This is a genomic window from Acidovorax sp. SRI_002 (assembly GCF_057586455.1).
The window spans coordinates 606,661-628,267 of the sequence record NZ_JBYCZW010000002.1; the positions used below are offsets into that span (position 1 = coordinate 606,661).

At 65.8% G+C, this 21,607-nt stretch carries 22 protein-coding genes and 1 tRNA gene; 18 read left to right on the forward strand and 5 right to left on the reverse strand.

Features of this window, described 5'->3' with window-relative positions:
- Window positions 1-11: 11 nt before the first annotated feature.
- From AC2YJX_RS07725 to AC2YJX_RS07765, 9 genes are all read left to right on the forward strand, one after another.
- The gene (locus AC2YJX_RS07725; RefSeq protein ID WP_487255697.1) at window positions 12-2,531 is read left to right on the forward strand and encodes an ABC transporter permease; all 2,520 of its coding nucleotides are present in this window, start codon (window positions 12-14) and stop codon (window positions 2,529-2,531) included.
- Window positions 2,532-2,625: 94 nt separating this feature from the next.
- Window positions 2,626-3,060, forward strand: coding sequence for a group II truncated hemoglobin (locus AC2YJX_RS07730; RefSeq protein ID WP_487255698.1), 435 nt, complete (start codon window positions 2,626-2,628; stop codon window positions 3,058-3,060).
- 190 nt (window positions 3,061-3,250) lie between these two features.
- Window positions 3,251-3,820: a DUF2199 domain-containing protein gene (locus AC2YJX_RS07735; RefSeq protein ID WP_218298604.1), complete on the forward strand. Its 570-nt coding sequence runs from the start codon at window positions 3,251-3,253 to the stop codon at window positions 3,818-3,820.
- Between the two features lie 58 nt (window positions 3,821-3,878).
- Entirely contained in the window at window positions 3,879-4,373 is a 495-nt protein-coding gene (locus AC2YJX_RS07740) for a RidA family protein (RefSeq protein WP_487255699.1), read from the forward strand.
- A 52-nt stretch (window positions 4,374-4,425) separates the two neighbouring features.
- On the forward strand, window positions 4,426-4,836 hold the full coding sequence (locus tag AC2YJX_RS07745; protein WP_487255700.1) for a GFA family protein: 411 nt from the start codon (window positions 4,426-4,428) through the stop codon (window positions 4,834-4,836).
- 44 nt (window positions 4,837-4,880) lie between these two features.
- Window positions 4,881-5,234, forward strand: a complete 354-nt coding sequence (locus tag AC2YJX_RS07750; protein ID WP_487255701.1) for a GNAT family N-acetyltransferase — start codon at window positions 4,881-4,883, stop codon at window positions 5,232-5,234.
- Between the two features lie 14 nt (window positions 5,235-5,248).
- Window positions 5,249-5,467: a DUF7661 family protein gene (locus tag AC2YJX_RS07755; RefSeq protein ID WP_121507315.1), complete on the forward strand. Its 219-nt coding sequence runs from the start codon at window positions 5,249-5,251 to the stop codon at window positions 5,465-5,467.
- Window positions 5,468-5,550: 83 nt separating this feature from the next.
- On the forward strand, window positions 5,551-7,614 hold the full coding sequence (locus tag AC2YJX_RS07760; RefSeq protein ID WP_487255702.1) for a bifunctional 2',3'-cyclic-nucleotide 2'-phosphodiesterase/3'-nucleotidase: 2,064 nt from the start codon (window positions 5,551-5,553) through the stop codon (window positions 7,612-7,614).
- Window positions 7,615-7,736: 122 nt separating this feature from the next.
- Window positions 7,737-8,264 carry a midcut-by-XrtH protein gene (locus AC2YJX_RS07765; protein WP_487255703.1) on the forward strand — a complete coding sequence of 176 codons (528 nt, stop codon included), beginning with the start codon at window positions 7,737-7,739 and terminating at the stop codon, window positions 8,262-8,264.
- Window positions 8,265-8,369: 105 nt separating this feature from the next.
- On the opposite strand, the gene AC2YJX_RS07770 is transcribed toward AC2YJX_RS07765, so the two are convergent.
- A complete protein-coding gene (locus tag AC2YJX_RS07770) occupies window positions 8,370-9,119 on the reverse strand; it encodes a Smr/MutS family protein (RefSeq protein ID WP_487255759.1) in 750 nt (249 codons plus the stop codon).
- 185 nt (window positions 9,120-9,304) lie between these two features.
- Entirely contained in the window at window positions 9,305-10,018 is a 714-nt protein-coding gene (gene radC, locus AC2YJX_RS07775) for a RadC family protein (RefSeq protein WP_487255704.1), read from the reverse strand.
- 89 nt (window positions 10,019-10,107) lie between these two features.
- Between radC and AC2YJX_RS07780 the strand changes: the two genes are divergently transcribed.
- Together AC2YJX_RS07780 and ispH are read left to right on the forward strand one after the other, a co-directional pair.
- Entirely contained in the window at window positions 10,108-10,572 is a 465-nt protein-coding gene (locus AC2YJX_RS07780; protein ID WP_462390418.1) for an FKBP-type peptidyl-prolyl cis-trans isomerase, read from the forward strand.
- Window positions 10,572-11,567, forward strand: coding sequence for a 4-hydroxy-3-methylbut-2-enyl diphosphate reductase (ispH, locus tag AC2YJX_RS07785; RefSeq protein ID WP_055402245.1), 996 nt, complete (start codon window positions 10,572-10,574; stop codon window positions 11,565-11,567). The genes AC2YJX_RS07780 and ispH overlap by 1 nt, the downstream gene beginning before the upstream one ends.
- A 134-nt stretch (window positions 11,568-11,701) precedes the next feature.
- Here the strand turns inward: ispH and AC2YJX_RS07790 are convergent, their stop codons facing one another.
- On the reverse strand, window positions 11,702-12,430 hold the full coding sequence (locus tag AC2YJX_RS07790; RefSeq protein WP_055402248.1) for a CBS domain-containing protein: 729 nt from the start codon (window positions 12,428-12,430) through the stop codon (window positions 11,702-11,704).
- A gap of 168 nt (window positions 12,431-12,598) precedes the next feature.
- Between AC2YJX_RS07790 and AC2YJX_RS07795 the strand changes: the two genes are divergently transcribed.
- The 4 genes from AC2YJX_RS07795 (at window position 12,599) to mnmH (ending at window position 17,223) form a co-directional block, all read left to right on the forward strand.
- Window positions 12,599-13,540, forward strand: coding sequence for a threonine/serine dehydratase (locus AC2YJX_RS07795; protein ID WP_055402251.1), 942 nt, complete (start codon window positions 12,599-12,601; stop codon window positions 13,538-13,540).
- A 32-nt stretch (window positions 13,541-13,572) separates the two neighbouring features.
- Window positions 13,573-14,895 (forward strand): serine--tRNA ligase, encoded by a 1,323-nt coding sequence (serS, locus tag AC2YJX_RS07800; RefSeq protein ID WP_228898544.1) that lies wholly within the window; start codon window positions 13,573-13,575, stop codon window positions 14,893-14,895.
- A 142-nt stretch (window positions 14,896-15,037) separates the two neighbouring features.
- A complete protein-coding gene (gene selD / locus AC2YJX_RS07805; protein WP_487255705.1) occupies window positions 15,038-16,108 on the forward strand; it encodes a selenide, water dikinase SelD in 1,071 nt (356 codons plus the stop codon).
- A gap of 2 nt (window positions 16,109-16,110) precedes the next feature.
- A complete protein-coding gene (gene mnmH / locus AC2YJX_RS07810; RefSeq protein WP_487255706.1) occupies window positions 16,111-17,223 on the forward strand; it encodes a tRNA 2-selenouridine(34) synthase MnmH in 1,113 nt (370 codons plus the stop codon).
- Between the two features lie 293 nt (window positions 17,224-17,516).
- On the opposite strand, the gene AC2YJX_RS07815 is transcribed toward mnmH, so the two are convergent.
- On the reverse strand, window positions 17,517-18,443 hold the full coding sequence (locus AC2YJX_RS07815) for a LysR family transcriptional regulator (protein WP_176888661.1): 927 nt from the start codon (window positions 18,441-18,443) through the stop codon (window positions 17,517-17,519).
- A 111-nt stretch (window positions 18,444-18,554) separates the two neighbouring features.
- Here AC2YJX_RS07815 and AC2YJX_RS07820 point away from each other — a divergent pair, with 111 nt between their 5' ends.
- Window positions 18,555-19,760 (forward strand): alpha-hydroxy acid oxidase, encoded by a 1,206-nt coding sequence (locus AC2YJX_RS07820; protein ID WP_487255707.1) that lies wholly within the window; start codon window positions 18,555-18,557, stop codon window positions 19,758-19,760.
- 104 nt (window positions 19,761-19,864) lie between these two features.
- On the opposite strand, the gene AC2YJX_RS07825 is transcribed toward AC2YJX_RS07820, so the two are convergent.
- Window positions 19,865-19,954 (reverse strand) — tRNA-Ser (locus AC2YJX_RS07825).
- 232 nt (window positions 19,955-20,186) lie between these two features.
- On the opposite strand from AC2YJX_RS07825, the gene AC2YJX_RS07830 reads away from it, so the two are divergent.
- On the forward strand, window positions 20,187-20,807 hold the full coding sequence (locus tag AC2YJX_RS07830; RefSeq protein WP_218298593.1) for a hypothetical protein: 621 nt from the start codon (window positions 20,187-20,189) through the stop codon (window positions 20,805-20,807).
- Window positions 20,808-20,917: 110 nt separating this feature from the next.
- Entirely contained in the window at window positions 20,918-21,535 is a 618-nt protein-coding gene (locus tag AC2YJX_RS07835; RefSeq protein WP_121421007.1) for a hypothetical protein, read from the forward strand.
- Window positions 21,536-21,607: the final 72 nt, after the last annotated feature.

A 21,607-nucleotide genomic window follows, 5' to 3' on the forward strand; every position in this document is an offset into this window, starting at 1 on the left:
GGTTCAGCGCCATGAACCTGTCTTTTTTACGCTTGGGCTGGCGCACGCTGGCCCGTGACCTGCGCGCGGGCGAGTTGCGGCTGCTGATCGTGGCCGTTACGCTGGCGGTGGCAGCCCTCACGTCGGTCGGTTTTTTTGCCGACCGCCTGCAAGGTGGCCTGCAGCGCGATGCCTTGCAGCTGCTCGGGGGCGATGCCGTAGTGGCCAGCGACAACCCCACGCCCCCCGCCTTTGTCGAGCAGGCCAAGGCCCTGGGCCTGCAGACCGTGACCACGCTGGGCTTTCCGACCATGGGCCGCGCCAGTGACGCCCAGGGCGGCGCCAGCAAGCTGGTGGCGCTCAAAAGCGTGCCCCCGGGCTACCCGCTGCGTGGCAGCCTCAAGGTGGCAGACGCCCCCGGCGCGCTCGACCAGCCCACCCGCGACATCCCGGCGCGCGGCGAGGTGTGGGTGGATGCCCCGCTGCTCGAATCGTTGAACCTGGCCATGGGCGACATGCTGCTACTGGGCGATTCGCAGCTGCGCATTGCACGCATCATCGTGATCGAGCCCGACCGCGGTGCCGGTTTCATGAGCTTCGCCCCACGGGTGATGGTGAACGAGGCCGACCTGCCCGCCACCGGCCTGGTGCAGCCCGCAAGCCGCCTGACCTACCGCTTCGCCGTCATCGGGTCGGCCCCTGCGGTCAAGGCGTTCAGCGAATGGGCTGTTGCCGAATCGAAAAAACCCGAAGTGCACGGCGTGCGCGTGGAGTCGCTCGAAAGCGGCCGCCCGGAAATGCGCCAGACGCTGGACCGCGCGCAGAAATTCCTGAGCTTGGTGGCCCTGCTGGCAGCGCTGCTGTCGGCCGTGGCCGTGGCCCTGGCCGCGCGCGGCTTTGCGGCCGAGCACCTGGATGCCTCGGCCATGCTGCGGGTGCTGGGCCAAAGCCAGCGCACCATCGCGGGCGCCTACACGGCCGAATTTGCGTTGGTGGGCCTGTTTGCCAGCTCATTGGGTGTGGCGCTGGGCTATCTGGTGCACTACGCCTTTGTGCTGCTGCTGGCGGGCTTGGTCGAGTCGGCCCTGCCGCCGCCCAGCCTGTGGCCCGTGGCGTTTGGGCTGGGCATGGGGCTCACGCTGCTGTTTGCCTTTGGTCTGCCGCCTGTGCTGCAACTGGCCCAGGTGCCGCCGCTGCGGGTGATCCGGCGCGACGTGGGCGGTCTCAAGCCTGCCTCGCTGGCGGTGCTGGGCATTGGGGTGGCAGGCTTTGCCGCCTTGCTGCTCACGGTCAGCAGCGACATCACGCTGGGCCTGATTGCCGTGGGTGGCTTTGCCGGGGCGGTGGCCCTCTTTGCCGGGCTGTCGTGGGTGGCGGTGAAGCTGCTGCGTAAAAGTGTGAACGAGGCCACCGCGCCCCGCTGGCTGGTACTGGCCACACGGCAGATTTCTGCGCGCCCGGCCTATGCCGTGGTGCAGGTGAGCAGCCTGGCCGTGGGGCTGCTGGCGCTGGTGCTGCTGGTGCTGCTGCGCACCGACCTGGTGGACAGCTGGCGCAAGGCCACCCCGCCCGATGCGCCCAACCGTTTTGTGATCAACGTGATGCCCGACCAGGCCGACGCCTTCCAGCAGACGCTCAAGGACGGTGGCGTGGCCAAGTACGACTGGTACCCCATGATCCGGGGCCGCCTGCTGGCCGTGAACGGCAAACCCGTGGGCCCGGCCGACTACACCGACGACCGCGCCAAGCGCCTGGTGGACCGTGAGTTCAACTTGTCGAACGCCGTGGAGGCACCGCCCCACAACCAGGTGGTTGCCGGTGCCTGGACGCCGGGCGAAGAGGGCGCCATCAGCGTCGAGGAAGGCATTGCCGAAACCCTGGGCCTGAAGATGGGCGACCGCCTGCTGTTCGACATGGGCGGCGTGCAGAACGAGGCACGCATCACCAGCCTGCGCAAGGTGGACTGGGGCTCGATGCGGGCCAACTTCTTCGTGATGTACCCCGTGGCCACCGTCAAGGACGTGCCCGTGACCTACCTGGCGGCCTACCGTGCGCCCGAGACCAACGGCTTTGACAACGGTCTGGTGCGCCAGTTTCCCAACATCACCAACGTGGACATGGGCGCCACCATTGCCCAGGTGCAACGCGTGCTGGAGCAGGTGATCCGCGCGGTCGAATTCCTGTTCGCCTTCACCCTGGCTGCTGGGCTGGTGGTGCTGTTCGCCGCCGTCACGGCCACGCGTGAAGAGCGTGCTCGCGAATACGCCATCATGCGCGCCGTGGGCGCCCGCGCCAGCCTGCTGCGGCAGGTGCAGCGCGCCGAGCTGATGGGCGTGGGCCTGCTCGCGGGCTTTCTGGCCAGCGCCGTGGCGGTGGGCGTGGGCTGGGCGTTGGCGCGCTTTGTGTTCGACTTCACCTGGACGGCTGCCCCCTGGGTGCCCCTGGCGGGCGCCGTGGCTGGGGCCGTGCTGGCGCTGGCTGCGGGCTGGTGGGGCCTGCGTGAGGTGTTGCTGCGCCCGGTGGTCGATACGCTGCGGCGCTCGGCAGAGTGAGCAGGTGCATGGCCTTGGCCTGTGTTGTAGTTGATTTGCTATATTTTCGATAGCTTGTTGCGCTTTGTGGATAAGCGCTAGGGCCTGTTTTGCTATGAATTCTGATACCCCCCAAGCTGGTAGCGAAGGCACCGATGCCGTGGCTGCCGTCATCCCCTTCGAATGGATCGGTGGCGAAAGCCGGGTGCGCGCGTTGGTCGAGCGCTTTTACGACCTGATGGACCTGGAGCCAGGCTACGCGGAGCTGCGGGCCGCCCACGGCAGCGACCTGGGTCAGGCGCGGCAAAAGCTGTTCATGTTCCTCTGCGGCTGGCTTGGCGGTCCCTCGTACTACACCGACCAGTTCGGCCACCCCCGGCTGCGCGCGCGCCACATGCCGTTTTCTATCGGTATCAAGGAGCGCGACCAGTGGGTGGCCTGCATGGACCAGGCCATGGGCGAGACCGGCGTGCCCGCAGACCTGCGCGCGCGCTTGAAGGAGAGCTTCATGGGCACGGCCGACTGGATGAGGAATCGGGGCGCCCCCTGAGCGGATGCGCTGGTTTACCCCTGAACGGGGATGCACCCGGTGGACTGGCAGAGCCAGACCCTCGGGTGCACTGGCGGGGCCGCTGCCGCTGGATTCGCGGGTGGACCCGTTCGCACGGCACGCCTGATGCGATGCGCCTGTTAAATTCGGGCTCCTCCCGTTACCCCGCCGGTTTCGCCGCCGCTGCGCCATGCCCGTGACCACCGTCCGCAAGACCACTGCACGCAAGACAGCAACGCCCGCCAAAGCGCGCAAGTCTGGCGAGCGCTCCGGTTTTCGCTGCGGCAGTTGCGGCGAGTGGCATGAAGAGCTGGCCACGGACATCGGCTGCGGCCTGCCCGACGCCGTGTTCGAGCTCAGCTACCTGGACCGCTACCGGCGCGCCCGCTACAACCAGGATTTCTGCACGCTCGACGGCAAGCGATGGTTCATCCGCTGCGTGCTGCCCGTGCCCTTCACCTATCGGGATGATTATTTCGGCTGGGGCGTCTGGGTTGAGGTGACGCAGCAGCAGCACGACCAATACCTCGTCTTCTTCGAGGAGAGTGGCGGCACACCGCCGGTCATCCAAGGCTCGGTCGCCAACCAGCTCAAGGGCTACCGCGCCACGCAGGGCCTGTCCGTGCGCCTGGACATGGACCCGGACCGCCGCCCGCTGGCCTACCTGCTGCCCACATCGCGCCATGCGCTGGCGCGGGAGCAGCGCAAGGGCATGGACGCCGAGCGCCACCATGCGCTGATAAGGCCCTTCGCGGGGTGATGTGACGTTGCCGTCGTCGCCCTTCTTCATTGTCTGCACTCCACTTGTTTGTCTTCATATGTCACGCGACCAACGTTTTCAGGATCAGGCCCAGGCCCTGGGCTACAGCTTCGATGGCGAGATCAAGATCGGCGGCAACTACGTGCCGCTGGTCCGCGATGGGCACCACATCTACCTGAGCGGCCAGATCCCGCGCGTGGGCGACACGGTAGTGGTCACCGGGGACGCGGGTGCCGGGGCGTCGCTGGCCGATGCGCAGAAGGCTGCCAAGGTGTGCGCGATGCGCGCACTGGCGCTGTTGCAACGCGCGCTGGGCTCGCTTGATGCGGTGCAATCCATCCTGCGCATCACGGTCTACGTGCAGTCGGCGCCGACATTCACGCAGCAAAGCGAGGTGGCCGACGGTGCGTCGGAAATCCTGTTTACCGTGCTGGGTGAGGCGGGCGCGCACACCCGCACGTCGGTGGGCGTGCTGCAGCTGCCCAAGAACGCGACGGTGGAGGTGGACCTGATCGCTTCGGTGAGCCACTCTGCCGCAGCTGCTGCACCTTGAGCCTACACGGTCACTGCATCGCATCGCGCCCATCCCCCAAGGAAGAACGGCCATGAACAACCCCGTTGTGCACCAAGGAAGCTGTCTGTGTGGCGGCGTCCGCTATGAGACCACCGCGCCCGTCAAGGCCTCGTCGCACTGCCACTGCGCCATGTGCCGCAAGGCCCATGGCGCAGCGTTCGCCAGCTATGCCAGCGTGCGTCGCGAGCACCACCGCTTCGTCCAGGGCCAGGCGCTGGTGCGCACCTACCAGTCTTCGGCCCAGGTCACACGCACGTTCTGCTCGGTGTGTGGCTCGCCCCTGCTGTGGCACAGCGAGGGCGCCCACGCCGACTGGGTGGCCGTGCCGCTGGGCACGCTGGACACGCCCTACGACACGCCGCCCCAAAAACACATCTACGTGGACTCCAAAGCCCCCTGGGTGGTGATCGGGGATGGCTATCCGCAAGAGCCGCAGGGGTAGGGGCCATCGCGGTCAGAGACCTTGTTGATCAGGACCTTCCGCAGGTGTATGCCTTGCTGGTTGCGCACGGCTGGTCGCACCGGCTAGGCACCCTGTCGAAGTTCGAGGCGCTGGTGGCTGCGTCGCAGTGCAACCTGGTGGCGCTGCACGGGGACGAGGTGGTGGGCTATGCGCGCGCCATTACTGACGGGCTGAGCAATGGTTATTTGTCCATGCTGGTCGTGGCCCCTGCGTTTCGGGGCCGGGGGCTGGGGCGCGCGTTGGTGCAACAAGCATTGGCCAAGGCGCCCGCAGCCACCTGGGTGTTGCGCGCCGGCCGTCCAGGTGCATCCGAATTTTTTGCGAGAATGGGTTTTGCTCCGTCGGCGATTGCAATGGAGCGCACACGCTCCACCTGACACGCTTGAATCCCATGAACCACCCGCGTTTCCATGTTTTTGGCCGCATCGTCGAGGTGCGGCGCGAAGGTGCGCTGTGGCAGGCCTACCGCGTGGGCGCTGATGGTAAACGCACACCCTCAGGCTTTGTGATCCCCGACTTTGTCGAAGAACATGAACTGGCGCAGTTCCTCGAAGACCTGTTCCACGAAAGTGCTTCGCCGCACAACGGCGACGTGCACCGCATCGACTGACATCCTGACGACGGGGTGCCGCGTCACACCGCTGTCAAACCCCTGCCAGACACTCGGTCCCTTCTTTCACCCAGGGACTGTTCATGTCTGCGCGCACTCCAATCCATTCGCTTCTTTCTTCGCACATGTCGCGCCGCGTTGCCGCGCTAGGCATGGTGGCACTGGCGGCTTCGCTGGCTGCTTGCGGTGGCAGCGACGACAGCAATAACAATGCGGGCGCCACGGCCACGCTGGCCGTGCTGGAGACCACCGACCTGCACTTCAACGTGCGCAGCTACGACTACTTCAAGCTGGCCGAGGACAAGAGCTATGGCTTTGAGCGCACGGCCACGCTGGTGCGCGCCGCGCGCAAGGAGTTTGCCAATACGCTGCTGGTGGACAACGGCGACACCATCCAGGGCACGGCGCTGGCCGACTACGAAGCCACCATCAACCCCATCCCCTGCACGCAGCAGCTGTCGATGTACAAGGCCATGGGCTCCCTGGGCTTTGACGCGGGCACCCTCGGCAACCACGAATTCAACTACGGCTTGCCCTTTCTGAACCAGGTGCTGGGCGGCGGCCTGGACGTGGACGGCGTGGATGGCTCCAAGAAGTGCGCTGGCGCGGGCTTCCCGGTGGTGCTGGCCAATGTGGTCAGCAACAAGACCAAGAAGCCGCTGGTGCAGCCCTACACGCTGCTGGAGCGCACCCTGGTGGCCAAGAGCGCGGATGGCAAGGACGTGAAGCTGCCCATCAAGATCGGCGTGATCGGCTTCACCACGCCGGGCATCATGAACTGGGACAAGCGCTACCTCGAAGGCAAGGTCACTACCGAAGGCGCGGTGGAGGCGGCCAACAAGTACGTGCCCGAACTGCGCGCCAAGGGCGCTGACCTCGTGGTGGCGCTGCTGCACGGCGGGCTGGACGGCGCGGCGTATTCGCCCACCATGGAGAACCCCGGCCTGTACCTGTCGAAGGTGGCTGGCATCGATGCGATGGTGATGGGCCACCAGCACGGCGTGTTCCCCGACACGGCGGCCATCCCCGGCTTCAAGCTGCCGGGGGTGGACCACAAGGCGGGCACCATCAACGGCGTGCCGGCGGTGATGGCCAGCTCCTGGGGCAAGGCCTTGGGTGTGGTGCAGCTCGCGCTGCAGTGGGATGGCACCAAGTGGGTGGTCAACAAATCCGCCAGCAAGAGCGAGTTGCGCAACATCCAGAGCAAGAACGCTGCGGGCACGACGGTGACCGTGGATGCCGACCCTGCCATCGCCCCGCTGATCGAGACGCAGCACCAGGCCGCGATCCAGTACGTGAAGACGCCCATCGGCCAGACCGACTTCCGCATGAGCACGCTGTTTGCCGATGTGGGAGACCCGGGCGCGATTCAGATCGTGAACCAGGCCCAGCAGGCCTATGTGGCGGCCTATGTCAAGGCCAACCTGCCGCAGTATGCGCAGCTGCCCGTGCTGTCGGTGAGTGCGCCGTTCAAGAGCGGCTTCCAGGGCGGCGCCGACTACACCGACGTGGCCGTGGGCCCGCTGGCCATCAACAACGCAGCCGACCTCTACCTGTACCCCAACACGGTGTACGCGGTGAAGGTCAACGGTGGCGACATCAAGAACTGGCTGGAGGCCGCCGCCAAGCGCTTCAACCAGATCGACCCCGCCAAGACCACCGAACAGGCGCTCGTCAGCACCTTCCCGGGCTACAACTTCGACATGTTCACCACGGCCGACGTGCAGTACGAGATCGACGTGACGCAGCCCGTGGGCAGCCGCATCAAGAACCTGACGTACCTGGGCAAGCCCATCGACGTGGCGCAGGAGTTCGTGATCGCCACCAACAACTACCGTGCCACCAGCGGCAAGAGCTTCATCGACAAGCTCGATGGCTCGGGCACCATCTGGGCCTCGCCCGACGCCAACCGCGACGTGGTGATCGAGTACATCCGCAAGAACCCGGCCGTGACCCGCACGGGCAACGGCGCGGCCAAGAGCTGGCGCTTTGCCAAGGCCACGGCGGCGGGCCCGGTGGTGTTCAGCTCGGACGCCAATGCGCTGAGCGTGGCGCAGGCGGGCGGGCTGGCCAATGTGTCGCTGCTGGCGGCCGATGATGGATCGGGCAAGGGCACGTCGAAGTACGCGATCGACCTCTCGAAGTAAGTCTGGACGGACACAAATACCGCTCTTGGAGACAAAGTGTTACGTGTTAGAGTGACCGCCATGGGTGGAGCAGGCTCCTCTATTGGGGGCTCATTGCCCGCCATTCTCTTTTTGGAGTCACTATGAACCGAACCGCTATCCGCCGCTGGGCCTGTGCTGGCCTGGGGCTGTTTTCCTCTTTGGCAGCGCTGGCGCAGCCGGCTTCCGGCGGAGTCATCAGCTTTGGATTGAGTTCCTCGATCCCCACGTTGTCTGACTTGGGGATGCTGGCTTTGGTGGGTGCCCTGGGATTGCTGGCTTGGAATGCCTTTCGGCGCCAGGGGCAGAGCGGCAGGTTCTACTCGCTGCTGGCGGCAGCCGTGGGGGTGACCCTGGTGCTGGGCAGCGTCTTTGGTGCACGCAATGCGTACTCGAACGGCAGCATTGATGCGGCCAACTACATCGGGTCTTCGTACAACTTCCCTGCCAATATTGATGAGGTGGTCTACAACTCCGGGGATGAAGATGTGTTGATCCTGGGCATCCAGGCGACCCCCGGTTACACCATCGTTACGCCAAATACCTTGCCCCAGTGCCAGGTAGGTATGCGGATCCCTGCCCACAGCGCCATCCCCTTCTGCTACGTCCGGGTGCAGGGTGGTCCGGTTTGACCGGAAGCTTCACGGCCAAATTCTGGAAGCGTGCCGTGCGGGTGATGCCGTAGTGATTGCTATGAAATAGATAGCGCCCAGTGCTTTTCTGTCAAGCGCTAGGCCCTATTTCCGCAGCATCTTCTGCGCCGAGCGTAGCAGGACCACCAACGCACCTGCTCCACCTTCATCCCCCCGGGCTTGCACAAAGGCCAGGACTTCGTTCTTCTGCACCAGCCAACTGTGCACCCGGCCTTTGAGGACCGGGCTCTTTCCCGGTGAGCCCAGGCCCTTGCCGTGCACCACGCGCACGCAGCGCAGGCCGGTCTTGTGGGCGTGGCGGATGAAGTCGCCCAGCGCCTCGCGCGCCTCGTCCACGCGCAGGCCGTGCAGGTCCAACTGGCGCTGGATGCTCCAATGGCCCGCGCGCAGGCGGCTCGTCACCTCCACGCCGATGCCGGGGCGGCGGAAGCTCAACTGGTCGTCCGTGTCCAGCAGCGTGGTCACGTCAAAGTCGTCGCTGATGGATTCGCGCAGCACGCGCTCTTCGTCCAGCCAGTGCTGCACGGGCAGCGGCGGGGGCTGGTGCTTGCGCAAACGCGCCACGTTGGGGTTGCGCAGCGGCGTGACGGGGCCCACGCTGCGGCTGAAGAGATGGCGCTCGGCCTCGGCCCGGGCTGCTGCTTCGCGCTGGGCTTTCTCCTCGGCCTCGCGGCGCTCCTGGTCTTCGCGTAGGCGGCGGGCCACGGTGGCCAGGTCCTGCAACTGGGTGATGCGTTCGCCTGCCCGGCGAGGGGCAGGTGGTGCACGGCGTCGGGGCGGTGCCGGGTTGTCGCCGATGGAGGGTGGCGCGGGGGCATGACGGACAGGCCGCATCGCCGCCTTGGCCGCAGCCTTCTTGTCGGCCAAACCTGCGCGCCGGGCGGACCGGGGCACGGCGGTGGTGGTGGGGGCAGGGGCAGGCTGGGCGGCGCCCATAGGGCCTTCGGAGCCGCGCGCAGCGCGTGCTAGCGCTGCGTGTAATGCCGTCGTCGGGTGGGCCGGTGCGGGCGCAGGCGCAGTCACACCAGGCCCTTTTCCGCCATCGACAGCGCCTGGCCGGGCGCCACGATCACATGGTCGAGCACGCGCACGTCCACCAGTGCCAGCGTGGTCTTCAGGGTCTGGGTCAGCGCCTCGTCGGCGCGGCTGGGCTCCACGCTGCCGCTTGGGTGGTTGTGGGCCAGCACCACGGCGGCGGCCTGGTGGTGCAGGGCGCGCAGCACCACCTCGCGCGGGTACACGCTGGTCTGCGTGAGCGTGCCGCGAAACAGTTCTTCCATGGCCAGCAAGCGGTTCTGGCTGTCGAGGAACAGCACGGCAAACACCTCGTGCCCCTTGGCGGCCAGGTGCAGCTGCAGGTAGTGCTTGACGGTGTCGGGCGAGTCGAACACCTCGCGTTCGCGCAGCTGCTGGGCCAGGGCGCGACGCGCCAACTCCAGCACGGCCACCAGTTCGGCACGTTTGGCCGGGCCCAGGCCCTTGATGCGCTCCAGGTCGGCCGCACTGGTGTGCAACAGCCCGGCAATGCCCCCAAAGCCGCCGTTGATGGCGCCGGTGTTCGGGTCGATGCCGGGCGGGTCCAGCAGCTCCTGCGCCATCTGCAGCACGCCCTTGCCCACGATGCCGGTGCGCAGCAGGATGGCCAGCAGCTCGGCATCGGCCAGCGCGGCAGGGCCGCGCGCCAGCAGTTTTTCGCGGGGCTGGGCGTCGGCGGGCAGGTCTTTGAGGGCCATGGAACGAGGAGGTGGGACGCGCCAGCGGCGGTGGTGGCGGTAGGGCTTTGCCCGGTTTTCTACAATCGCAGGAGTTTATCGAGACTGTCATGACCTCTACCGCTGCTGCTTTGCCCACCGTCCAGCCGGGCTCTTTCCTCACCTTGCACTACCGTCTGGCGGGCCCTGCAGGCGATGTGATCAACACCTTTGCCGACAAACCCGCCACGCTGTCGCTGGGCACGGGCGAGTTGTCGCCCGCCATGGAGCAGCGCCTGCTGGGCCTGGCCGAAGGCACGCGCACCACCTTTGAGCTGGCTGCGGGCGAGGCCTTTGGCGAGCGCAACCCCGACATGCAGCAGTGGGTGGCCCGCAAGCTGATGAACGAGCTGGGCGACCCCGACGAAAAATACAACGTGGGCGATGTGGTGCAATTCCCCACGCCCGATGGTCAGGGCAGTTACGCAGGCGCCGTGCAGCAAGTGCGTGAAGATGGCGCGGTGCTGTTTGACTTCAACCACCCGCTGGCGGGCCAGCCCGTGACCTTTGAAGTGCAACTGATCGGGATCCTGTGATGCAGGCACCGCAAGAAATCTTGCTGGCCGAGCCGCGCGGGTTTTGCGCAGGGGTGGACCGCGCCATCGAGATCGTGGAGCGCGCCATCCAGAAATTTGGCGCCCCCATCTACGTGCGCCACGAGATCGTGCACAACACCTATGTGGTGAACGACCTCAAGGCCAAGGGCGCGATCTTCATCGAAGAGCTTTCGGACGTGCCGCCCGGCGCCACGCTGGTCTTCAGCGCCCACGGCGTGAGCAAGGCCGTGCAGCAAGAGGCCGTGGCGCGTGGCTTCAGCATTTTTGACGCCACCTGCCCGCTGGTGACCAAGGTGCACGTCGAAGTGGCCAAGCTCGCCAAAGAGGGCTACGAGTTCATCATGATCGGCCACAAGGGCCACCCCGAGGTCGAGGGCACCATGGGCCAGCTCGACCATGGCATCCACCTGGTGGAAGACGTGGAAGACGTGGCCCGGGTGCAGCCCCGGCAGACCGAGAAGTTGGCCGTGGTCACGCAGACCACACTGAGCGTGGACGATGCCGCCGAAATCTCGGCCGCCGTGCGCGCGCGCTTCCCCAGCGTGCGCGAGCCCAAGCAGCAGGACATCTGCTACGCCACCCAGAACCGGCAGGACGCCGTCAAGGTGCTGAGTCCGCAGGTGGACGTGGTGATCGTGGTGGGCAGCCCCACCAGCTCCAACAGCAACCGCCTGCGCGAGCTGGCTGCCAAGCTGGGCACCACCGCCTACATGGTGGACAGCGCCGACGAGCTGAAGGGCGAATGGTTTGATGGCCTCGCCCGCGTGGGGCTGACCGCCGGAGCCTCGGCGCCGGAAATCCTGGTGCAGCAGGTCATCGACCGCATCAAGGCGCTGGGTGCTGTGTCGGTACGCACCATGGCGGGCATCGAGGAAACCATCAAGTTCCCGCTGCCCAAGGGGCTCAAAATCGACGCGACCACCGGCTTGAGCATCACCGAACGCACACCAGAGACCGGGCCTGCGGGGCATTGATTTGGGGGCAGCGGGCGCCTCATGGGAAGGTGTTTGTTGGTTTTTGCTTCTTAATTGATAGCTGCTAGCGCTTGATGGATAAGCGCTAGGGCCTGATTTGAATCCTGTTTTGTCGCCGTGCAGGATGGGTTGCGCTACAGCGCCATCGCAGGCCCGCTCCACAAATCCAGCGGTGGGTCCGCCGCCACCGCGCGCAGGATGTCGGTGCGGGAGATAAAACCCGACAGCACGCCCGCCTCGTCGGTCACCGGCAGGCCGGGCAGGCCCGTGTCCAGCAGCACGGCGGCCACGCGGCGCAGCTCGGTGTCGGGCGACACGGTGGGCACGGGGCTCACCATCACTTCGGATACCGGGCGGCGCGCCAGGTCGATGGCCTGCTTGACGGCACCGGGCTCGGGCAGCAGGTCCAGCGGCGCCATGTCGGCCCGCAGCAGCAGGCCAATCACGCGGCCCAGCGCATCCACGACCGGCGCCTGCGCCACCTTATGCTCGGCCAGGGTCTGCCAGGCATCGTTCACGCGCACACCGGGCGCCACACTCACGCCACCGGTGGTCATCACGTCGCTCACCTTGGTCAGCGGCTGGCGGGCGGTGGCCTGGGGGCCTTGTTCGGTTTGCGCATAGGCGCTCACGGCGTCGTGCATGCGCAGGTTGACGATGGCGGCAGGTGCGGCAGCGCTGGCATCGGCTGCAGTGGGACGGGGCGAGGCCGTGAAGATGGGCCCCGGCTGGCCATCTTGCGCGTCCATGGCTCGCGTGCGCAGGGCCTGCGGGCGCTGCACGCTGCGCACCGCAGAAATACGCGCCAGGTTTTCAGGGCCACCCCGGTACATCTGGCCCGACGGGCCGAACACAAAGAACATGCTTTTTCTCCTGCGCGCAGGCCGACCACCGCGTTGGGGTGGGAACTGCTCTGCCCATGTTATCGGCAGTTGTGCGGCGCGCGTGCAGTCAGCGTTGTGTCTGCATGTTGCGGGCAACCCCTACACTGCCCCTTCTTTTGACCCCACCAGCTTCACCGGAGCCCCTGCATGATCGACCGCGCCGCCATCGCCGCCGCCCGCCACCAACTGGCCACCCAGCCTGATTTTTTGCGCACCACGCCGCTGATGCGCGTTTCTGGCAAGTCCCTGGGCGTGGATTGCGCCGAGGTCTGGCTCAAGCTGGAGCACCTGCAGGTGGGCGGCAGCTTCAAGGCGCGCGGCATGTTGTACCGCCTGCTGGCCAACCCGGTGCCCGAGAGTGGCGTGATCATTGCATCTGGCGGCAACGCCGGAATTGCAGTGGCTGCTGCCGCCAAGGCGCTGGGTGTGCGCTGCGAGGTGTTTGTGCCCGAGGTGTCGCCCGAGGCCAAGCGCGCCCGGCTGCGCGCGCTGGGCGCCGAGGTGGTCGTCACCGGCGCTGCCTATTCACAAGCCTTCGAGGCCTGCGTGGCCCGCCAGAAGGCCACCGGCGCGCTGCAGGCCCACGCCTACGACCAGCCTGAGGTGGTGGCCGGTGCAGGCACCTTGGCACTGGAGATGGAAGAGCAGGGTGGCCGCCTGCCCGACACTGTGCTGGTCAGTGTGGGCGGCGGTGGCCTCATCGGCGGCGTGGCCGCGTGGGTGGAGAGCCGCGCCCATGTTGTCGCGTTGGAGCCAGAACTTGCGCCCACCCTGCACGCGGCGCGCGCCGCAGGCCAGCCGGTGGATGTGGACGTGGGTGGCGTGGCCGCTGATTCCCTCGGCGCGCGCCGCATCGGCGCCATTGGCTGGGAGGTCAGCCAGCGCCATGTGCACGATGCCCTGCTGCTGCCCGACGACGCCATCCGCGCCGCCCAGCTGTGGCTGTGGAAAGAGTTGAAACTGGCCGTGGAGCCCGCTGCCGCGCTGGGTTTGGCGGCGTTGCAGATCGGTGCCTACAAGCCCCAGCCGCAGGAAACGGTGGCCCTCATTCTCTGCGGCGCCAACTTCGACCCGGCAATCCTTGCCTGAGCCCAGTCCGACCACCCCTTTAAAATCCAGCCATGCTTGACATTCTTCTCCTCCGCAAAGACCTCGACACCGCCATCGCGCGGCTGGAAACCCGCAAAAAGCCCCAGGCCTTCCTGGACGTCTCCGCTTTCCAGGCCCTGGAGTCCGAGCGCAAGACGCTGCAGACCCGCACCGAAGAGCTGCGGGCTCAGCACAACCAGCTGTCCAAGCAGGTCGGCATGCTCATAAGCCGGGGCGACAAGGACGGCGCCGAAGCCATCAAGGCCCAGGTGGCTGCAGGCAAGGTGGAACTGGAGCAATCCGCCGCCCGCCTGGAACAGATCCTGTCCGAACTTCAGGCCATGTTGGTGGCCGTGCCCAACCTGCCGCATGAATCGGTGCCTGTGGGCAGCGACGAAGCGGGCAACGTGGAAGTGCGTCGCTGGGGTACGCCCGGCACCTTTGCCTTCGAAGTGAAAGACCACGTTGACGTAGGTACCCCGCTGGGGCTCGATTTCGACATGGGCGTCAAGCTCTCGGGCTCGCGCTTCACCGTGATGAAGGGGCCTATTGCCCGCCTGCACCGTGCCCTCAGCCAGTTCATGCTGGACGTTCAGACCCAGGAGCATGGCTACACCGAGTGCTATGTGCCCTACGCGGTGAATGCCGATTCCCTCAAGGGCACCGGCCAGCTGCCCAAGTTTGAAGGCGATCTGTTTGCCGCCAAGAAGGGCGGCCAGGACGGCGAGCCTGTGCCGGACAACGCTGCGCTGTACCTGATCCCCACCAGCGAAGTACCCCTGACCAACTTTGTGCGCGATGTGGTGGTGGCCGAATCCGACCTGCCCATCAAGCTCACGGCCCACACGCCGTGCTTCCGTTCTGAGGCTGGCAGCTACGGCCGCGACACGCGCGGCATGATCCGCCAGCACCAGTTCGACAAGGTCGAGATGGTGCAGATCGTGCATCCCGACAAGAGCTACGAAGCGCTGGAAGAAATGACCCGCCACGCAGAGACCGTCCTGCAGAAGCTGGGCCTGCCCTACCGCGTGATGAGCCTGTGCACCGGCGACATGGGCTTTGGCGCCGCCAAGACCTACGACCTGGAAGTGTGGCTGCCCGCGCAGAACACCTACCGTGAGATTAGCTCGGTGAGCAACTGCGAAGCCTTCCAGGCCCGCCGCCTGCAGGCCCGTTTCAAGAATGCACAAGGCAAGAACGAACTGCTGCACACGCTGAATGGCTCCGGCCTGGCCGTGGGCCGCACGCTGGTGGCGGTGCTGGAAAACTATCAGCGTGCGGACGGAACCGTCGAGGTTCCGGCCGTTCTCCGCCCCTACATGGGCGGAGTGTCGGAGCTGACACCCGCGGCCTGACTGGCCACGTGTTGCGCCCCGGATCGGCTTTGGCCGGGCGCACCCCGCAGGGCCTGCCCACGCAAATCAAATGCGTGGGCAGGCCCTGGTGTTTTTGCGGCCCCGCAATGGCAGTAGCCCGCCGATTCGGGACAATGCAGCCATGACTTCTCCCGACACCCCTCCTGGCATCGCCTCCCCCAGCACCCCCATCCGTCTCACCCAATACAGCCACGGTGCAGGCTGTGGATGCAAGATCAGCCCCAAGGTGCTCGACGTGATCCTGGCGGGCAGCGGCGCCCAGAACCTGGACCCGCGCCTGTGGGTGGGCAATGCGTCGCGGGACGACGCTGCCGTGTACGCGCTGGACGACGAACGCGGTGTGGTGTCCACCACCGACTTTTTCATGCCCATCGTGGACGACCCGTTCGACTTCGGGCGCATTGCTGCCACCAATGCCATCAGCGACATCTATGCCATGGGTGCAGACCCCCTGATGGCCATTGCCATCCTGGGTTGGCCGGTGAATGTGCTGCCGCCCGAGGTGGCACGCGAGGTGGTACGCGGCGGACGCGCGGTGTGCGACGCTGCAGGCATTCCGCTGGCCGGCGGGCATTCGATAGATGCGCCGGAGCCCATCTTCGGGCTGGCCGTGACGGGCGTGGTGGAAAAACGCCACCTCAAGCGCAACGACACCGCCACGGCGGGCTGCCGCCTGTACCTGACCAAGCCGCTGGGGATCGGCATCCTCACCACCGCAGAGAAAAAGGCCAAGCTGCGGCCCGAGGACGTAGGCCGCGCGCGCGACCTGATGTGCACTCTCAACCAGCCCGGCAGCCGTTTTGGCAAGTTGCCGGGCGTCATGGCCATGACCGATGTCACGGGCTTTGGCTTGCTGGGCCACCTGGTCGAGATGGCCGATGGCAGTGGCCTGACGGCGGTCCTTGACTACGCCGCCGTACCGCGCCTGAGCGGCGTGGAGTACTACCTGGCCGAAGGCTGCGTGCCCGGCGGCACCCAGCGCAACTTCGACAGCTATGGCGCCAGGATTGCGCCGCTGGACGACATGCAGAAGCAACTGTTGTGCGACCCACAGACCAGCGGCGGCTTGTTGGTTGCCGTGGCACCCGAAGGCGAAAGCGATTTTCTGCAAGTGGCAGCCGGGTGTGGCTTGCAGCTTGCGCCCATCGGCCACTTGACGGCGCGACAGGCCTTCGCTGTCGTTTTGGGCTGACCATGGAGAACCTGTCCGACTACCGGCACATCTTTCTGAACGATGTGCCCATGATGGATGTGCGTGCACCCGTGGAGTTTGCCCAGGGGGCTTTCCCTGCAGTGGTCAACCTACCCTTGATGGACGATGCCGAGCGCCAGCAGGTGGGAACCTGCTACAAGCAGCGGGGCCAGCAGGCGGCCATTGCGCTGGGGCACTCGCTGGTATCCCGCGACATCAAGCGGGCGCGCATCCAGGCCTGGGCCGAGTTTGCGCGGGCACATCCGCAGGGCGTGCTCTATTGTTTTCGCGGCGGCTTGCGCTCCCAGATCGTCCAGCAGTGGCTGCAGAGCGAAGCGGGCATCGACTACCCCCGCGTGATTGGTGGTTACAAGGCCATGCGCACCTTCCTGCTGCAGACCACGCAGGCTGCTGCCCAGGAATGCCGGTTTGTGGTGCTTGGCGGGCTCACGGGCACCGGCAAGACCGAGTTGATTGAACAGCTGGCCAGCGGACTTGACCTGGAGCGGCACGCGAACCACCGGGGATCCAGCTTTGGCCAGCGTGTGAGCGGCCAGCCCGCGCAGATTGATTTCGAGAACCAGCTGGCCATCGACATCCTCAAGAAGCGCGCGGCAGGGCGGCGGCTGTTCGTCGTCGAGGACGAGGGCCGGCATGTGGGGCGCTGCGCTGTGCCGCTGGAGCTGAGGCTGTGCCTGGAGCAGGCCCCGATGGTGTATGTCGAGGAGCCCTTTGAAGCCAGGGTCGAGCGCATCCTGCGGGACTACGTGGTCGCGCAGTGCGCCGAGTTTTGTGCTGCGCAGGGCGAGGTGCAGGGGTTTGACGCCTTCTCTGCCCGCCTGCTGGAAAGCCTGGACAAACTGCACAAGCGCCTGGGGGGAGATCGTCACCAGATGCTGCGGGCGACGATGCTCCGCGCCCTGGCCCAGCAGAAGGCGCAGGGCGATGCTGCGCAGCACCGCGACTGGATCACGGCGCTGCTGCGGTGTTACTACGACCCCATGTACGCCTACCAGCGCGAGAGCCGGGCTGACCGCATTGAGTTTCAAGGGGCATACGGTGAAGTCCTGGCGTATTTGCGGGAACGCGCCGGGCCCTCAAGCTGCCAGTCGTAGGGACCCTCTGCACGAATCACCGCGCCGTGTGCATCTGCGGCCTCGGGCGGTCTGTGGCGTTGCAAATACTCGCGCTAGCTACGGCTATTGCTGCGTTTTTGCGCCTTGCAGCCCATCCCGCTCCGCAGCGCCCACTTGCCGTTCAATTCGTGCAGAGGATCCCTAGGGATGTCCTGCATAACTCCCTGCGGTCTGTGATAGCGCGGTCTCGGGCAGTCCGCTGCGTTGCTTTTCTTGCCAATAGCCCGGCTATTGGCTGCCAAAAGACGCCTTGCGGCCCCACCCGATCCGCACTACCACCGACTCGCGAGGGTTATGCAGGACATCCCTAGCGCAGGCGACACCGAAAAGTCCACCTCTGCCTGCGCCAGGCGTTGCATGGCGGGGATCAGTGCCCGCGCATCACCTCGGCGCCACTGGAAGCTGTATTGCAGCGGCGCTAGTGGCGTGCGTGCGCCCGGGGCGCGTAAACCCAGCGGGCCCACCCACCCCGAGGGCAGAAACCCCACACCCACTCCTGCGCGCAGCATGCCCGCCACGGCCCCCAGGCTGTTGCACAGGATGTGCTCGCGGACGGTGACACCTTGCGCCAGCAACCAGTCGTCCAGCAGCCGCGTGGTGCCAGCGCCTGGCGGCAGCGTGACGAGGGGATACTGCTGCAGCAACGCTTTGATGCCCAGGCGGCTGGCGCCCGCCAGCCTGGGTGACAGGGCCCAGGCGAAGCGCGCGGCGCCCACGGGCTGAGATAGCAGTGTGCTGCGCGACGAGCGTCCTGCGATCACGGCGAAGTCCAGTTCGCCGTCGTCCAGGCGGCGCTCCAGCGCCCCGCCCACATCCACGCAAGGTTCCAGAGCCAGGCGTGGGTGCGTTCGCCGCACTGCCGCCACCAAGGTGGGCAGCCACGTGAGCGCAGAGAGGTCGCCCACGCCAAAACGGCAGCGGCCCGCAAGCTCCTCGCGGGAGCCCAGCGTATGGCCCAGCGCCGCCATGGCGTTGAGTACTTCCAGTGCGGCCGGCAGCAGACGCTCCCCCGCCTCGGTGAGCACGGCACGGTGCCCGCTGCGGTCGAACAGCGACTGGCCCAGCGTGGACTCCAGTTCGCTGATGCGTTTGGACAGCGACGAGACCGACAGGTGCACCCGCTCCGCTGCCGTGGCGAAATTGGCGCAGGTGGCCGCCCACCAGAAGGCTTCAAGTTGTTTGACCGAGGGATGGGGCATGTGCAGAGATATTGGCAAAAAGCGAACAAAGTCATTCTAAATATTCCGCTTTTATTCACTGATACGGAAATCTACAGTGGCGCTGATCCCTCAACGCAATGACCATCTGCCATGCCCGTCTCCACTGCTACGCCGTCTACCACCGCGCCGCGCTCGCCTGCTGTATTGCGCCGCATGCTGTCGCTGCACGACTTTGAGGACGCCGCGCGCAGGCGTCTGCCCCGGCCCATCTTCGGGTACATCGCCGGTGCGGCGGAGGACAACGCCTCGCTACGCGACAACCGCGCGGCGTTTGGAGACTTTGCCTTCGTGACGCGGGTCCTGCGAGACGTATCGCAACGGTCGCAATCCGTCGAGCTGTTTGGCGAACGCTACAGCAGCCCTTTCGGGATAGCGCCCATGGGCATCAATGCGCTGTCCACCTACCGGGGCGATCTTGTGCTGGCGCGTGCTGCACGGCGCATGGGCATTGCGTCTGTGATGAGCGGTACGTCGCTGATTCCGATGGAAGACGTGGCCCGCGACAGCCCGGGCACCTGGTTCCAGGCCTACCTACCTGGCGATCAGGCACGCATTGATGCGCTCATCGACCGCGTGGAGCGTGCGGGTTTTCGCACCCTCGTCGTCACGGTGGATATCCCCATCTCCGCCAACCGTGAGAACAACATCCGCACGGGTTTCTCCACACCCTTGCGCCCCAGCCTCCGTCTGGCATGGGATGGCCTCGTTCGGCCGCGTTGGGTGGCGGGAACCTTTTTGCGCACGCTGCTGCGCCACGGCATGCCGCACTTTGAAAATTCGTTCGCCACGCGCGGTGCGCCCATTGTTTCTTCCACGGTCCTGCGCGACTTCTCGGCGCGCGACCATTTGAGCTGGCGCCACATTGAGGCCATTCGCCGCCGCTGGAAGGGGCCCTTGGTCGTGAAGGGCCTGCTCAGCGTGGAGGACGCGTTGCAGGCGCAGCATGCCGGGGCCGATGGCGTGGTGCTGTCCAACCACGGGGGGCGCCAGCTCGACGGGGCCATATCGCCCATGCACGTGCTGGAAGACGTGGTCGCGGCCGTGGGCCCGAGCTACCCGGTGCTGGTGGATGGGGGCTTTCGGCGCGGCTCCGACGTGCTCAAGGCCATCGCGCTGGGTGCGCGCCTAGTTCTGGTGGGCCGACCCTTCAACTATGCCGCCGCCGTTGCCGGTGAAGCGGGGGTGCTCCACGCAATCACCCTGCTGCGCGACGAGGTCGATCGCAACCTCGCCATGCTCGGCGCCACGGGTTGCAGCGAACTGGGACCCCAGCACATCGCGCGCCAGAGAAGCTGAGGGATGGATTGCAAGGGACGGCGGTGGTGTCGCCCTTGTCCGTTCACGATGCGCCAAAGAAAAAGCCCTGCGCTATCGATTAAATAGCATCAGGGCTTTGTCAGTGGCGGAGAGGGTGGGATTCGAACCCACGGTAGTGTTGCCACTACGCCTGATTTCGAGTCAGGTACATTCGACCACTCTGCCACCTCTCCTGTGTGTCGAAGCCTGCGATTATAGCCAGATTTTCAGGGACACCAGCGCCTCTCTCTATCTTCCACGCCAAATGCGGTCGCCTGCCGTGGGGCCAGCGCGCGCCGTCTGGTGGAGCTCCTGCCTGTAATTGCCTGTAATCGCTTTGCTTTGCGGGCCTGCCTACAGTCGCATCACTGCTTCAAAAACGCAGTGCCAAGCAACCCAGCGACAGGACATCAGGTAGGAGTCCCCATGGATATCAAGCTGCGATTTGTGAACCAGTCCCGCGACGGCAATAAGTCGGAGGTGGTGATGTATCAGAAGAACCAGCTCACCGGCATGGCCTCGCTGGCAATGGCCTGGAAGGTGATCCGGTTCTGCGGACGTGACTGTTACCACCCCTTTGTTTTCCCAGCGGGTTTCGAAGTGGGCGTTGCCGATGAGTACGGCAATTTTTCACCCCGCATGGCCGCAGAAAACGGCCAGATGCTCAGGCTGGAGTCCACCGCATCGGGGGGGCGGCGCCTGCGGCGTGCGGGGCTGGCCAGTGCCTCCAATGAGCTCGATGTGCTCAACGACTTGGGCCAGGGCGCGGTCAATATCTGCGTCTTCAGGGATGGCCGGATGGTGGGCATGAAGACTGCCGTCACACCTGGCCAGAAGGCCGTGTTCCAGTACCAGCCGGTGCTGTGGATTGGCGTTGCATCCCAGGTGGCGCAGGGCGTGGCGATCAGCTCTGCCGTCATGAGCAATGCGAACACGGAACTGTCGCTGTTGGGCATCGCCAGCGCAGACATCGTGATGTCGGGCGGTGGGCCAGGCGAGGGCTCCACCCCCTACGAATTCAATCTTGAAAACATCGTGCAGATCTGACCATCCGGGCAGGTCCGCATCCACAGAGTTCGCTTTTCGGGCTTCAAGGCCGGGGGGCAAACGGGCAACGCATGGCGTGTTGCCACCACTTTCACCAACAGGAGAAACTCATGGGCGTTCAACTCAATTTCATCAATAACTCCAACGACACGAACAACTCGGAGGTCGTGATATTCCAGAAGAATGTCGCCACCAATTTCGACGAGCTGTCGGTGGCCTGGCAGGTCATCAAGTACTGTGGCCAGGGCGACAACCATCCGTTCACGTTTCCCATGGGCATGCAGGTGGGGGCCAGTGACAGCTACGGCAACTACACGCCCCAGCTGGATGCCCAGAACGGCGAACTGTTCCAGATGTCCTTGACCACGTCTGGCGACCGGCTCGTGCGCGCAGGCAGCGGCACCAGTTCGAAGGAAGTGCAGGTGCTCAACGCGCTGCCCAAGGGGGCCATCAACGCCAGTTGCTACAAGGACGGGAAGCTCCTGGCCATCAAGACCTCGATCGCGCCCCAGCAAAAAGCGGTGTTTGAGTTCAAACCCACCATCTGGATTGGTGTGGCCTCCCAGGTCGTGCAGGGCCAGGTCATGAATTCGGCCATCATCTCCAACATCAACACCGAGCTGTCCCTCCTGGGCATTGCTAGCGCGGACATTGTGATGACGGGTGGCGGCCCTGGCGCCAACTCGACGCCGTTCGCGTTCAACCTCGAAAACATTGTGATGTGCTGAAGCGGTGCGTCGGTGCGGGGGGCTGTTGAGCGCCCCTGCGCCGATGCTTCGCAGCCCTCGCCGTCCACCCAG